The 13,157-nt window shown below is 63.9% G+C and carries 11 protein-coding genes; 4 read left to right on the top strand and 7 right to left on the bottom strand.

All coding sequences use genetic code 11. The annotated features are described in order from the left end of the window. The first annotated feature begins 10 nt into the window (after positions 1–10). On the top strand, positions 11–982 hold the full coding sequence (locus CV770_RS03510; RefSeq protein ID WP_104461332.1) for a CHAD domain-containing protein: 972 nt from the start codon (positions 11–13) through the stop codon (positions 980–982). Here CV770_RS03510 and CV770_RS03505 read toward each other — a convergent pair. Further along, a complete protein-coding gene (locus CV770_RS03505) occupies positions 979–2,832 on the bottom strand; it encodes a PHA/PHB synthase family protein (RefSeq protein WP_104461331.1) in 1,854 nt (617 codons plus the stop codon). The two genes, CV770_RS03510 and CV770_RS03505, sit on opposite strands and share 4 nt — an antisense overlap. A gap of 213 nt (positions 2,833–3,045) precedes the next feature. Between CV770_RS03505 and CV770_RS03500 the strand changes: the two genes are divergently transcribed. Next, entirely contained in the window at positions 3,046–3,774 is a 729-nt protein-coding gene (locus tag CV770_RS03500; protein WP_104461330.1) for a CBS domain-containing protein, read from the top strand. Between the two features lie 38 nt (positions 3,775–3,812). On the opposite strand, the gene CV770_RS03495 is transcribed toward CV770_RS03500, so the two are convergent. From CV770_RS03495 to CV770_RS03485, 3 genes are all read right to left on the bottom strand, one after another. Continuing rightward, positions 3,813–4,271 carry a RidA family protein gene (locus CV770_RS03495; RefSeq protein ID WP_091959599.1) on the bottom strand — a complete coding sequence of 153 codons (459 nt, stop codon included), beginning with the start codon at positions 4,269–4,271 and terminating at the stop codon, positions 3,813–3,815. A gap of 21 nt (positions 4,272–4,292) precedes the next feature. Beyond that, complete coding sequence (locus CV770_RS03490; protein WP_104461329.1) at positions 4,293–5,984, bottom strand: benzoate-CoA ligase family protein; 1,692 nt, start codon at positions 5,982–5,984, stop codon at positions 4,293–4,295. Positions 5,985–6,121: 137 nt separating this feature from the next. Continuing rightward, positions 6,122–6,640, bottom strand: coding sequence for a MarR family winged helix-turn-helix transcriptional regulator (locus tag CV770_RS03485; protein WP_165637473.1), 519 nt, complete (start codon positions 6,638–6,640; stop codon positions 6,122–6,124). 252 nt (positions 6,641–6,892) lie between these two features. Here CV770_RS03485 and CV770_RS03480 point away from each other — a divergent pair, with 252 nt between their 5' ends. Next, complete coding sequence (locus CV770_RS03480; RefSeq protein WP_104461328.1) at positions 6,893–8,068, top strand: ABC transporter substrate-binding protein; 1,176 nt, start codon at positions 6,893–6,895, stop codon at positions 8,066–8,068. 29 nt (positions 8,069–8,097) lie between these two features. Next, a complete protein-coding gene (locus CV770_RS03475; protein ID WP_091959420.1) occupies positions 8,098–8,553 on the top strand; it encodes a cupin domain-containing protein in 456 nt (151 codons plus the stop codon). 9 nt (positions 8,554–8,562) lie between these two features. On the opposite strand, the gene CV770_RS03470 is transcribed toward CV770_RS03475, so the two are convergent. The 3 genes from CV770_RS03470 to CV770_RS03460 form a co-directional block, all read right to left on the bottom strand. Next, complete coding sequence (locus CV770_RS03470) at positions 8,563–9,813, bottom strand: flavin-dependent oxidoreductase (protein WP_104461327.1); 1,251 nt, start codon at positions 9,811–9,813, stop codon at positions 8,563–8,565. 55 nt (positions 9,814–9,868) lie between these two features. Continuing rightward, the gene (locus tag CV770_RS03465; RefSeq protein ID WP_104461326.1) at positions 9,869–12,220 is read right to left on the bottom strand and encodes a bifunctional salicylyl-CoA 5-hydroxylase/oxidoreductase; all 2,352 of its coding nucleotides are present in this window, start codon (positions 12,218–12,220) and stop codon (positions 9,869–9,871) included. A 98-nt stretch (positions 12,221–12,318) separates the two neighbouring features. After that, positions 12,319–13,155, bottom strand: coding sequence for an enoyl-CoA hydratase family protein (locus CV770_RS03460; protein ID WP_091959430.1), 837 nt, complete (start codon positions 13,153–13,155; stop codon positions 12,319–12,321). Positions 13,156–13,157 lie beyond the last annotated feature (2 nt).

The following is a 13,157-nucleotide window of genomic DNA, read 5'->3' as shown; positions in this document are numbered from 1 at the left end:
GCGGGCAAAGATGGCGCGACCTACCACGACCTCGACGGCCGCTCGCGCCACGCCGGCGGCGCGGCGCAATGCCCTGCCCGGCCGCCTCAGCCCCGGCATGGCCTGCGACACCGCGTTCCGCATCATCGCGCGCCGTCACCTCGATGCCGTGCTCGCCCAGCATGACGGCACCTGCCGCGGCGATCCCGACGCGCTGCATCAGATCCGGATCGCGTTGACGCATCTGCGAACTGCCATCCGCTTCTTCTCGCCGATGGTCGACGACGCCCTGCGCCCGAAGGTCTGGGCCGAACTGAAATGGCTGAACGGTCAACTCGGCATGGTTCGGGACCTCGACGTGGCGATCGAGCGGATCGTCGCCGAGAGTGGCAACGACCTTGCGGTGGTCGCCGAGCTTCAGCATTGGGACGAAAAGCGCGCCGAGAGCCACCGCCTGCTGGCGCGCGCGCTGCAATCCGCGCGGTGTCGCCGCCTTGTCGAGCAGACCTCGATCTGGATCGAGAGCGGCCCCTGGTCGACCCAGCGCAGCAAGGAAGCCATGCGATTGCGCCGCTGCACGCTCGCCGATCACGCCACGGAGCGGCTGACCGAGTGGGAGACGACGCTGCTCAAGAAGGCGCGAAAACTCCGCGAGCTCGACGTCGAGAAACGACACAAGCTGCGGATTCTCAACAAGCGGCTGACCTATTCGATCGAGTCGCTCCAGGACCTGTTCGCCGAGGAATCGCTGACGAAACAGAAATCGATCCTCAAGAAATTGCGCAAGGCGCAACGGTCGCTCGGACGATTGAACGACGATGCACGGGGACGAGCGTTGGCGGCCTCATTGAACGGCGCCGGCCTCGATGCCGGCAATCGATTTCGCAACCGCAAGCGCGAAGAGAAGCTGTTGCGGACGGCGTCAACGGCCTACCGCAAACTGGACAAGACCAAACCCTTCCGCTCCTCGGACCTCGCACCGAATTCCGAGCCGGAGGTTTAAGTGTGGACGTAGTCCCCCGGCGCATCGGGCAGGTCGGGAGCGTCTCCAAGTCCGATCGGCGGAGGATCGCCGGGCGCACCGGAGCGCGCCGCCAGCCATTTGATCCATTCCGGCCACCACGACCCCTGGACGCGCGGAGCCAGCTTCAGCCATTCGTCCGCACCGACATAGGGCGCGTCCTCGGCCTTGCTCAGCACTTGATAGCTGTGGCCGGGCTCGTCGGGGGGCGCGACGACGCCGGCATTGTGACCGCCGCTGGTCAACAGGAACGTCACGTCGGCATCGACCTGATAGTGAATCTTGTAGACCGATCGCCACGGCGCCACGTGATCGGCCAGCGTGCCGACCACGAACATCGGGGCGTGAATATCGGACAGCGAAACGTTCCTGCCGCCGACGTGATAGCGCCCGCCGGCCAGATCGTTGTCGAGGAACAGCTTTCGCAGATATTCCGAATGCATGCGATAAGGCAGCCGCGTTGCGTCCGCGTTCCACGCCATCAGATCGTTCAGCGGCGCGCCCTCGCCCATCAGATAGTCGTGCGACAGCCGCGACCAGATCAACTCGTTGGAGCGCAGCAGCTGAAAGGCGCCGGCCATCTGGGTCGTGTCGAGGTAACCGCGCTGCCACATCATGTCTTCGAGAAAGGCGACCTGGCTCTCGTTGATGAAGAGCGTCAGCTCTCCGGCCTCGGTGAAGTCTGTCTGGGCGGCAAGGAGAGTAACAGTGCCAAGGCGCTTGTCACCGTCGCGCTCCATCGCGGCGGCAGCGATCGACAGCAATGTACCTCCCAGACAATAGCCGAGCGCATGGGTCTTCCGACCCGGCATAACGCGGCCGACCATGTCCAGCGCCGCCATGACCCCCAGCCTGCGATAGTCGTCGAAGGCGAGGTCCCGATCCGTCGCATCCGGGTTGCGCCAGGAGATCGCGAACACGGTGAAACCCTGACCGGTCAGATATTTGACCAGCGAGTTCTGCGGCGAGAGATCGAGGATGTAGTACTTCATGATCCAGGCCGGCACGATCAGGATCGGCTCTGGTCGCACCTGCGCCGTGGTCGGGTGGTACTGGATCAGCTCGATCAGCTCGTTACAGTAGACGACCTTGCCGGGCGAAGCCGCCACCGACTTGCCGACCAAAAACTGCTCGCCGTCCGCCGCTTTCGACGTGGGGAGCAGGCGCATCAGGTCGCTGCACCAGTTCTGCCATCCGAAAACGAAATTCTCCCCGCCACTCTGGAACGCTTTCTCCAGCACCTTCGGATTGGTCGCCGCAAAATTCGACGGCGCCAGCATGTCGAGCGTTTGGCGCATCGAGAACTCGACGATGGCCTCATTTGCATGCGACACGCCGCGCACGCCGGTCGTGGCATCGTGCCACCAGCGCTCTCCGAGCAGAAACGCCTGCGCCAGCAGATTGAACGGCGCAGTCTCCCATTGCGGTCCACTGAAGCGGCGATCGCGTCCCTGCGGCTGGATCACAGACCACGGCTTTTGCTCCGGTGACGCCGCGTGCGCGACGGCTTCGGCCAACCGGCCGGTGTCACGCAGGACGTTGCGGGACATTTCCAGCTGGCGCTGCGGCGCCGCTGCCAGATGCGAACTCCAGTCGAGCCAGGCCAGCGACAAGGCCAGCGGCGAAATCCCGCCTGTGAACCGCGCCAGCATCGCGTGAAATGCGCGGTCGAGCGGATATGGCTCCAATGCAGGCGGAGGATCGGCGGCGGCAGGCGCTCCTGCGGGAGTTTCGGGGCTCACCGTCGAGGCTTCGGGACCCGCGACGGGATTGACGGGAAGAACCTGCACCGTCGGCTCTTCGGCCCGTGGAAAGATCTGCACGACGCTCATGGCTCAATGTTCCCGAGGGCTTCTGGTCTACGTGGGCAGCAGGATATGGCGAGGCTTCGCAGAGGCGTTGAGCTGCATCAAATCCGGGGCGCGGATCACGATTGCTTAATCAGGACGGACGGGCTTCGTCCGATTGACCTGAGTCAAGCCGCACCCCAATGCCCGAGCTAGTTTTCGGCGCATCGAAATTCGATAGAGCCAGCGGAGTTGTCCATGCGCGCCCACCAGATCATGACCCGGTCGGTCATCTCGGTCACCCCCGACACAAGCATCGTCGAGGCGGCAAATATCATGCTGAAGCGGCATGTCAGCGGTCTCACGGTCGTCGACGATACCGGCAAGCTGGTCGGCGTCGTGTCGGAAGGAGATTTCATCCGCCGCAGCGAGATCGGCACCGGGCGCAAGCGCGGACGCTGGCTGCGGTTCATCCTCGGTCCGGGCAAGTCGGCCAGTGATTTCGTCCATGAGCATGGCCGCAAGGTCGCGGAAGTGATGACCGACTCGCCCGTAACCATCACGGAGGACACCGCGCTCGCAGAGATCGTCGACCTCATGGAGCGGAACAACGTGAAGCGGCTGCCGGTGGTGCGCGGCGACAAGGTCGTCGGGATCGTATCCCGCGCCAATCTGCTGCAGGCGGTGGCGGGGCTCGCCCGCGACGTGCGTGATCCGACAGCGGATGACGACCACATTCGCAGCCGCATCATCGACACCATGGAGAAGAACGACTGGTGCCCGTTCGGGCTGAACGTCATCGTCCGCGACGGCATCGTCCACCTCAGCGGCGTCATCACCGAAGAGCGCACGCGGCAGGCCGCGATGGTCGCCGCGGAGAACGTCGACGGCGTGAAGAAGGTGCACGACCATCTGTGCTGGGTCGACACCATGTCGGGCGTCTATCTGAACTCGCCCGAGGACGACGAGCTCGCCAAGGCAAGCTAGCAAGGCAAGCTGACAAGGCGAGCTGAACCAGACGCGATTCAGCGCGGAATGACGGCGGTGGCCTCGATCTCGACGCGCGCCGCCTTCTCCACGAGGCGCACCACCTGCACCAGCGCCATCGCCGGGTAATTTGCGCCGAAGATGGCACGGTAGATCTTACCGAGCTCCTTCAGGCTGGACAGGTACTCGTCCATGTCGACGACATACCAGGTCAACCGCACGAGGTGCTCGGGCCTCGCGCCTGCCTCGGCCAGGATCGCGGCGATGTTGCTCAAGGTCTGCCCCACCTGCGCGACAAAGCCGTCGGCAAGACGCTCTTCGGCATCCCAGCCGATCACCCCGCCGGTGACGACGATGCGCCCCTCAGCGGCCATGCCATTGGCATAGCCCTTCGGCATCGGCCACCCCGACGGCTGGAGCACCTGCACCCGCGAACGGGTGTCATCCTCGGCTGCTGTCGGCAGCACCGCGAGTTGCGGGCCTTTCGGCGTCGTCACGGACAATTCTTCATCCTCTTCTCATTCCGCCGCTACGCCTGAGGACGTTGCGGCAGCCTGCGCCAGTTGCCGCAGGGCAAAGCGCTTCAATTTTCCGGTCTCGGTCTTGGGGAGTTGTGTCACGAATTCGATGGCACGCGGATATTTGTACGGCGCGATCTCGCGTTTGACATGTTCCTGCAACTCGGTCACGAGCTCTGCGTCCGGCGTCACGCCGGGGGTCGCGACGACATAGGCCTTCACGATCATGCCGCGCGCCTCGTCGGGGGCGCCGACCACGCCGCACTCGGCGACCGCCGGATGCGTGAGCAGCGCCGCCTCGACGTCGGTACCCGCGATATTGTAGCCGGCCGACACGATCATGTCGTCGGAGCGCGACTGGTACCAGAAATAGCCGTCACTATCCATCAGGTAGGTGTCGCCGGTGATGTTCCAGCCGTTCCTGACGTATTTGCGCTGCCGCTCGTCGGCGAGATAGCGGCATCCGGTCGGTCCGCGCACCGCGAGGTTCCCCATCGTGCCCGGCGGCAAATCATGGCCGTCATCGTCGACGATCTTGGCTTCATAGCCCGGCACGGGCTTGCCCGTTGCGCCGGGACGGATCTCGTCCTCGGTCGCGCTGATGAAGATGTGCAGCAATTCAGTCGAGCCGATGCCGTCCATCAGCTTGATCTCCGTGGCCTTGAGCCAGGCGTCGAAGGTCGGCTTGGGCAGCGTCTCGCCCGCCGAAACACATTTGCGAAGCGAGGAGATGTCGCGGCCAGGCAGCTTGCCGATCATCGCCCGGTAAGCGGTCGGCGCCGTGAAGCAGACCGTGGTCTTGTATTGCTCGATCGCCGTCAGGATATCGTCCGGCGTCGTCTTCTCCAGCACCACGAAAGAGGCGCCGATATGCATCGGAAACAGCACACCGCCGAAGCCGAACGTGAACGCGAGCGGCGCCGAGCCGACGAAGCGATCGTTCTGCTCCGCCCGCAAGATGTTACGTGCGTAGCCGTCACACACCGCGAGCATGTCGCGATGGAAATGCATGGTGCCCTTGGGATCGCCTGTCGTGCCGGAGGTGAAGGCGATCAGACAGACGTCGTCGGAGGCGGTATCGATGGCCTTGAACTCCGGGCTCGCGTCGGCGCTGAGCGCTTCGAGCGAGTCCGCCGCGCCATTGCCCCAATAAACAACTCGCTTGAGATTCGACGCCGCAGCTTTTGCCTTCTCCATTTCCTCGGCGAGCTTTCCGTCGCACAGCGCCAGCGCAATCTCCGCCTTCTGGATCGGATAGGACAGCTCCTTGGCGCGCAAGAGCGGCATCGTGGCCACGACAATGCCACCGGCCTTGATGACTGCGAGATAGGTCGCGACCATCATCGGGTTGTTGGCCGAGCGCAATAGCACACGCCCGCCGGGGATGAGACCGAGCTTGCCGACCAGCACGTTGGCGATGCGATTCACCAGCGCTTGCAGCTCGCGATAGGTGTAACTGACGGCGGGACTGACGACGCAGGGAGCCTCGCCATGTCTCTGCTCGACCCAGCGATCGAGGAAATAACTGACGCAGTTCAATCGCGGCGGATAGCGCAGCTCCGGCCGCGTGAAGATGAACTCCGGCCAGAGCTCGCGTGGCGGCAGATGCTGCCGCGCAAACGTATCGACATGGGCCGTCGCGGCGTTGCCGTCATGCGAGCCCGACACTTGAATCTTGGCGGCGTTGGCCATCGCACGCTCCTTTCAGCATGGATTGCACCCGGCAGCACGATCTGGGAAACATTTTAGGCTTAAAACAATTTGGCGCAATAGCGGATTTTGGGCACCCCGTGCTTTTTCCTGCGGCAAAAGGGGTTGGGCGGCGGTTCTTACGGCCGGCGGCGCGCGGCCGATTTCTGCGCCGACGCCTTGGTCTTGGCGAGCAGCCGCATCAATTCGCGCACATCCTTTGGCGAGAGTTCGGCGAAGAGATCGGCGATCCAGGTCTCGTGCTCCGCAGCCATCTTGCGGAACTCGGCGCGACCGAGTTTCGTGAGGCGGATCACCTGGACCCGGCGATCCGTCTCCGAGGTACGACGATCGAGATGGCCGGATTCCACGAGGCGCTCGACGAGACCGGTCACATTGCCGTTCGACACCATCATGCGCTTGGAGACATCGGACAGCGTCATGCCGTCAGGCGCCTTGTCGAGCTGAGCCATCAGATCGAAGCGGGGCAGCGTGACGTCGAACCGCTGCCGCAGCCGACCGCGAACCTCGCCCTCGATCAGGGTCGTGCAGGTCAGAAGGCGCAGCCACAGCCGAAGCTCGTCGGCATGGTCTTCCGGCGTTTCGACGGCCTTGGTCTCGGAATCGAGCATCTCGGTGCGTTCACTCTCGGCGGGCATTGGCGCCGGCACGGATTCCCCAACATTTTGAGCTTCAAATAAATCGACGCCGGCCGCAAGTCCAAAGCTGCAACAATCGACCGCACGCCACTTTCTTTAGGCTTCAAATAATTGGCGCGCCGCTTGCATGCACCGCTGCCCTCAGGATGGCGACACTTTGAGCGCTGCTTGCCGCGGCCGCCATCATCGGCATAAGCTTGGATCAGAGTACGCGGCTTGCAGCGCAAGCCCTGATGTCACGGGGGACAGATCATGAAGACGCAATTGACCTTGGCCGCAACTGCCCTGCTGCTCGGCACCGCCGTGACCCCCGCCCTCGCCCAGGAGAAGATCAAGCTCGGGGTGATCGTGACCCTGTCAGGACCAGCCGCCGCGCTTGGCCAGCAGGTTCGCGACGGCTTTGCGCTCGCAGTAAAGGACCTCGGCAGCAAGATGGGCGGCCGTGACGTCGAGGTCGTCGTAGTCGATGACGAACTGAAGCCGGACGCGGCGGTGATCAAGGTCAAGGGTCTGCTGGAACGCGACAAGGTCGACTTCGTGATCGGCCCGATCTTCTCCAACATCCTGCAGGCGATCCACCGGCCCGTGACGGAATCGAAGACCTTTCTGATCAGCCCCAACGCGGGCCCGTCGACCTTTGCCGGCAAGGACTGCAACCCGTTCTTCTATGTGACTTCATACCAGAACGATCAGGTGCACGAGATCCTCGGCAAGGTCGCGCAGGATCGCGGCTACAAGCGCATGTACCTGATGGTGCCGAACTATCAGGCCGGCAAGGATTCGGTGGCGGGCTTCAAGCTCGACTACAAGGGCGAGATCGTCGAGGAATCCTACATGCCGCTGAACACGCTGGACTTCCAGCCGGAGCTTTCCAAGATCTCCTCGCAGAAGCCCGATGCGCTCTTCACGTTCATGCCCGGCGGCCTCGGCGTCAATCTCGTCAAGCAATACCGGCAGGCCGGCCTCGCCGACAGCATTCCGGTGCTCTCGGCGTTTACGGTGGATGAATCGACCTTGCCGGCGCAGCAGGACGCGGCCGTCGGCATGTTCGGCGGCGCCAACTGGGCGCCCAATCTCGACAATCCCCAGAACAAGAAGTTCGTCGCGTCCTATGAAGCCGCCTATAACGTCGTGCCCGGCACCTACGCCTTCCAGGCCTACGACGCCGCGATGCTGATCGACAGCGCGGTCAAGGCCGTGAAGGGCGACCTGTCGAACAAGGATGCCGTCCAGGCCGCGCTGAAGAAGGCCGACTTCACCTCGCTGCGCGGCACCTTCAAGTTCAACACCAACGGCTATCCGATCCAGGATTTTTATCTGACCAAGGTCGCCAAGCGTCCGGACGGCAAGTTCCAGACGGAGATCGTGCAGAAGGTCTTCGAGAATTACGGCGACCGCTATGCCAAGGATTGCAAGGCGGCGAACTGAGCCGAGCGTCGCGTCAAGGGAGGACTTCAATGAGCAGCGAAATCACCGGCATCACGCGCGCCAATGAGGGGATCCAGGGCATTTCCTGGAACATCCTCGGTCAAACCTACGTGCCGAAGAGCAAGACCGAGCACAGTTTCTCCTGGCACGCGACCTTGCCGCCGGGCACGTTCGTGCCGCCGCACATTCATCCCGACCAAGATGAATATCTCTACATGCTGGAGGGCAAGCTCGACTTCATGCTGGGCAATTCGGAGTCGCAGGCCACCGCCGGCGACCTGATCCGCCTCGGCATGGGTGTGCCGCACGGCATCTTCAACAAGTCGGAGCAGACCGCAAAAGTGCTGTTCTGGGTGTCGCCGACCAGAAAACTGTTCGACCTGTTCTGGGGCCTTCACAACATGAAGGAGCAGAAGCCGGAGGACGTGGTGGCGATGGCGGCCGAGTTCAACATCCACTTCCTGCCGCCGCCTCCCGGCGGCTAGCGGCGCGCGTCAGGCGCGCACCGCCGCAAGCCCCGGCACTGCGGCGAAGCCTGCCTTGGTCGCGTAGCCGCGCACGATGGCCTCGCGCTGGGAATAGCTCAGCACGTTGTCGACATTGTCGAATCCATCCGGCGCGAGTTGCTCGACGGCGTCGATGACGCCTTCAGGGCCGCCGCGCCGGTTGGAGCGGACGATGTCGGCCGTCATCGGCAGGCGCTTCTTCTCGTATTCGAGCAGCGCCTGGCGCGGATGCTCGGCACGCACCAGCGCGTCCGCAAGGCAGCGCGCATCGAGGATCGCCTGCGAGGCGCCGTTGGAGCCGACCGGATACATCGGATGCGCGGCGTCGCCGAGCAGTGTGACGCGTCCCGATGACCAATAGGGCAAGGGATCGCGGTCACAGGTCGGATATTCGTAGAATTCGGGCGTCGCCGAGATCAGGCTTTTCACGTCGAGATAGGGCACCGAGAAGCGGGCGACGTGCGGCATCAGCTCCTCGCGGCGGCCCGGCCGCGACCAGTCTTCCTTCCGAGGCGGTGGCGCATTGCCCTCGCCCACCTTCACCAGCACGGCCCAGTTGGTCAGGCGGCTCGCCGGGCTCGATCCCTCCGCGATCGGATAGATCACCACCTTGGCGTTGAGGCCGCCGGCCACGATCATGGATTTGCCGGTGAGGAACAGCGGCCAGTCTCGCGCACCGCGCCACAGCATCAGGCCGTTCCAGCACGGCGGCCCCTCGCTCGGGAACAGCGTGTCGCGAACGCGCGAATGGATGCCATCGGCGCCGATCAGGATATCGCCGCGCGCCGTGTGGACATGCGCGCCGGCACGATCGAAGAAGTAAGCGGTGACGCCGCCCTCGTCCTGCGTGAAGGCGCCGACGCGGCAGCCGGTGTGAATCGCCTCGTGCCCGAGCCGCTCCTCGACGGCGCCGTGGATGACGCCCTGAAGCCGGCCGCGATGAATCGAGAATTGGGGCACGTCGTGACCGGCGTCGATGCCGCGGGCTTCGCGCCAGACCTCCTGGCCATGGCGGTTGAGGTAATAGAGCTGATCGGTGCGGATCGCGACATCGTCGAGCTTCTGGAGCAAGCCGAGTCCGGCGAGCTCGCGCATGGCATGCGGCAGCGTATTGATGCCGACGCCGAGCTCACGAATGGTATCAGCCTGCTCGAAGATTTCGCATCCGATGCCACGCGAACGCAGCATCAGCGCCGTGGTGAGGCCACCGATACCGCCACCGACGATAATCGCCTTCATCGCCCTTACTCCACTCGAAACATGCCAGGCAATGAGGTTAACGTCGCACGGGCGGTTACTCCGCCGCAAGCGGCTTTGTCGCCTCCGCCTTGAGCTCAGCCCGGGTCTTGGGCTTAGCCTTAATGCGCAGCTCATCCAGATCCTGCCGGTCGCGGACACTGTTGCGGAAAATCTGATCCATTCCGGGCAGATATTGCGGCGGGCAGAACGCGTCCTTTGCCCCGTACCAGGCCGCCGCCCTCATGGTGAAGAACGGATCGACCAGATGCGGCCGCCCAAGCGCCACGAGATCCGCCCGGCCAGCAGCCAGGATGGTGTTGGCCTGGTCCGCGGTCGTGATGTTGCCGACGCACATCGTGGCGACGCGCGCCTCGTTGCGGACCTGATCCGAGAACGGCGTCTGGAACATGCGGCCGTAGATCGGCTGCGCATCGCGGACGGTCTGTCCCGTCGAGACGTCGACGAGATCGACACCAGCCTCGGCGAAAGCGCGCGCAACCGCCACCGCGTCGTCGCCGGTGATGCCGCCGTCAGCCCAGTCGGTCGCGGAAATACGTACCGACATCGGCTTGTGCGACGGCCAGACCGCGCGGAGCGCCTCGAAGATCTCGCGCGGGAAACGCAGACGGTTTTCGAGCGAGCCGCCGTATTCGTCCGTCCTGGTGTTCGTCAGCGGCGAGATGAAGCTGGCGAGCAGATAGCCGTGGGCACAATGCAGCTCCAACATGTCGAAGCCGCAGCGCTCGCCGCGCTCAGCCGACGCAACGAAAGCGTCCCTCACCGCGTTCATGCCGGCGCGATCGAGCTCGCGCGGCACCTGGCTGTCGGGAAAATAGGGTAGTGGCGATGCGGAGAACACGTCCCAGCCGCCTTCGTCCAGCGGGCGATCCATGCCGTCCCACATCAGCTTGGTCGCGCCCTTGCGGCCGGCGTGGCCCAACTGGAGGCAGATCTTTGCGGCCGAATTGCCGTGGACGAAGTCCACGATGCGCCGCCACGCCGCTTCCTGCTCGTCGTTCCACAGGCCGGCGCAGCCGGGCGTGATGCGGGCATCGCGGCTGACGCAGGTCATCTCCGTGAAGATCAGGCCGGCGCCACCGATCGCGCGCGATCCGTAGTGCACGAGGTGGAAGTCGGTCGGCACGCCCTCCTTGGCCGAATACATGCACATCGGCGACATGACGGCGCGGTTGGCGATCTCCATCTCGCGCAGACGGAACGGCTGGAACAACGGCACCGCCGGCTTTTTGGTGTCGACGTCAAAGCCGCTGTCGCGAACTTGTTTGGCAAATGACTTCTCGACTTCAGCCACGAAATCGGGCGCGCGGAGCTTCAGATTGTCATAGGTGATCGCCTTCGAGCGCGTCATCACACCGAAGGCGAACTGCACGGGATCAAAATCCCAGAAGCGGTCGACATGCTCGAACCAGACCAGCGAGACGTCGGCAGCATGCTGCGTCTTCTCGACCTCCTCACGGCGGCCGTGCTCGTAGACATCAAGTGCCGCTTTGATGCTGGGAGCGTTGTGCATCGCCTCGGCCAGCGCAATCGCGTCTTCCATCGCGAGCTTGGTGCCGGAGCCGATGGAAAAATGCGCGCTCGCCTTGGCATCGCCGAGCAGCACCATGTTATCCCTGACCCAGCGCTTGCTGCGGATCATCGGGAAATTGCGCCACATCGAACGGTTGATGAGCAGCTTATGTCCATCGAGGAACCAGCCAAAAATCCCGGCCATCCGCGCGGCGGACTGCGTCTCGTCCAGCCCCGTGAGGCCAGCCCGCTCGAACGTCTCGGGATCGGTCTCGAAGATCCAGGTCGAGTGTCCGGCCTCATACTGATAGGCGTGGGCGATGAACGGCCCCCACTCGGTCTCCTGGAAGATGAAGGTGAAGGCATCGAGCGGCTTGGTCGAGCCCATCCAGGCGAACTTGTTGGAGCGGAGGTCGACCTCCGGCTGGAAATGATCGATGTATTTCTCGCGGAAGCGGCTGTTGATGCCGTCGGCGATCAGGACGAGATCGGCATCGGCGAAGCGGGATTCGTCGTCGACATCCACTTCGAAATGCAGGACGACGCCAAGCTCGCGGGCCCGCTCCTGAAGGATCAGGAGCAGCTTGCGCCGCGAGCAGCCGCAAAAGCCGTTACCGCCGACCCGGTGGACCGTGCCGCGGAAATGCACGGCGATGTCGTCCCAGTATGCGAACTCCTGGGTGATACGACGGTAGCTCGGCAGATCGTGTTTTTCGAAATTGTCCAGCGTGGCATCCGAGAACACCACGCCGAAGCCGAACGTATCATCGGCCCGATTGCGCTCATACACCGTGATATCGGCGCCCGGGCGCTGCTTCTTGAGCAGGATCGCAGCGTAGAGACCCGCAGGTCCGCCACCGATGATCGCGACTTTCATGGGAGCCTCGCCAATTCACCCGGCCATGAAACTATTTTAAGCCTAAAATAATTTCGCGCAAGTCCCCCGTTGCTGGCCGGCTCGGACAAAGACGCCGTTTAGTCGCCCCTGAATACCGGCTTGACCTTGTTGGCGAAGGCCTCGAAGGCGCGCTCGAAATCGGCCGTGGTCATGCACAGGGCCTGGGCAACGGCTTCCGCCTCGATCGCCTCCTCCACCGACATGGCCCATTCCATTGCCAGCATCCGCTTGGTCATGGTGTTGGCGAAGGTCGGCCCTTCCGCGATCTGCTTGGCCAGGACCTGCGCCTGGGGCAGCACCTGCTCCGACGTCACGATGCGGCTGAAGAAGCCCCAGCGCTCACCCTCCTCCGCGGTCATGAACCGGCCGGTGTAGAGCAGCTCGGAGGCGCGGGACTGCCCGATGATCCGCGGCAGGATCGCGCAGGCGCCCATGTCGCAACCGGCAAGGCCCACCTTGTTGAACAGGAACGCAACCTTGGTCCCGCTCGCTGCGAGGCGCATGTCCGAGGCCATGGCGACGATCGCACCGGCCCCGGCACAGATGCCCTCGACCGCGGCTATGATCGGCTGCGGGCAGGCCCGCATCGCCTTGACGAGATCGCCGGTCATCCGCGTGAAGGCCGTCAGCCCCTTGGTGTCCATCTTCACCAGCGGGCCGATGATCTCGAACACGTCACCACCGGACGAGAAATTGCCGCCGGCGCCGGTGACGACGATGGATTTGACCTCGTCGTCGAAGGCGCAAGCGCGGAAGAAATCGGTCAGTTCCCGGTAGCTTTCAAACGTCAGCGGATTCTTTCGTTCGGGCCGGTTGAGCGTGACCGTCGCGACGCCGTCGACCACCGCCAGCACGAAGTGCTGCGGCGAATAGTCCGCGAGCGGAATGGTGACGGGATTTGCTGGTCTGCTCATGC

Source organism: Bradyrhizobium sp. AC87j1 (assembly GCF_002936975.1).
Classification (GTDB): domain Bacteria; phylum Pseudomonadota; class Alphaproteobacteria; order Rhizobiales; family Xanthobacteraceae; genus Bradyrhizobium; species Bradyrhizobium shewense.
This window is presented reverse-complemented; position numbering and strand designations above follow the sequence as displayed.

Bases quoted from the DNA above. Each gene is read 5' to 3' on its own strand.
- CV770_RS03510 (WP_104461332.1), top strand. From the start codon at position 11: ATGGCGCGACCTACCACGACCTCGACGGCCGCTCGCGCCACGCCGGCG.
- CV770_RS03505 (WP_104461331.1), bottom strand. From the start codon at position 2,832: ATGAGCGTCGTGCAGATCTTTCCACGGGCCGAAGAGCCGACGGTGCAG.
- CV770_RS03500 (WP_104461330.1), top strand. From the start codon at position 3,046: ATGCGCGCCCACCAGATCATGACCCGGTCGGTCATCTCGGTCACCCCC.
- CV770_RS03490 (WP_104461329.1), bottom strand. From the start codon at position 5,984: ATGGCCAACGCCGCCAAGATTCAAGTGTCGGGCTCGCATGACGGCAAC.
- CV770_RS03485 (WP_165637473.1), bottom strand. From the start codon at position 6,640: ATGCCCGCCGAGAGTGAACGCACCGAGATGCTCGATTCCGAGACCAAG.
- CV770_RS03480 (WP_104461328.1), top strand. From the start codon at position 6,893: ATGAAGACGCAATTGACCTTGGCCGCAACTGCCCTGCTGCTCGGCACC.
- CV770_RS03475 (WP_091959420.1), top strand. From the start codon at position 8,098: ATGAGCAGCGAAATCACCGGCATCACGCGCGCCAATGAGGGGATCCAG.
- CV770_RS03470 (WP_104461327.1), bottom strand. From the start codon at position 9,813: ATGAAGGCGATTATCGTCGGTGGCGGTATCGGTGGCCTCACCACGGCG.
- CV770_RS03465 (WP_104461326.1), bottom strand. From the start codon at position 12,220: ATGAAAGTCGCGATCATCGGTGGCGGACCTGCGGGTCTCTACGCTGCG.
- CV770_RS03460 (WP_091959430.1), bottom strand. From the start codon at position 13,155: ATGAGCAGACCAGCAAATCCCGTCACCATTCCGCTCGCGGACTATTCG.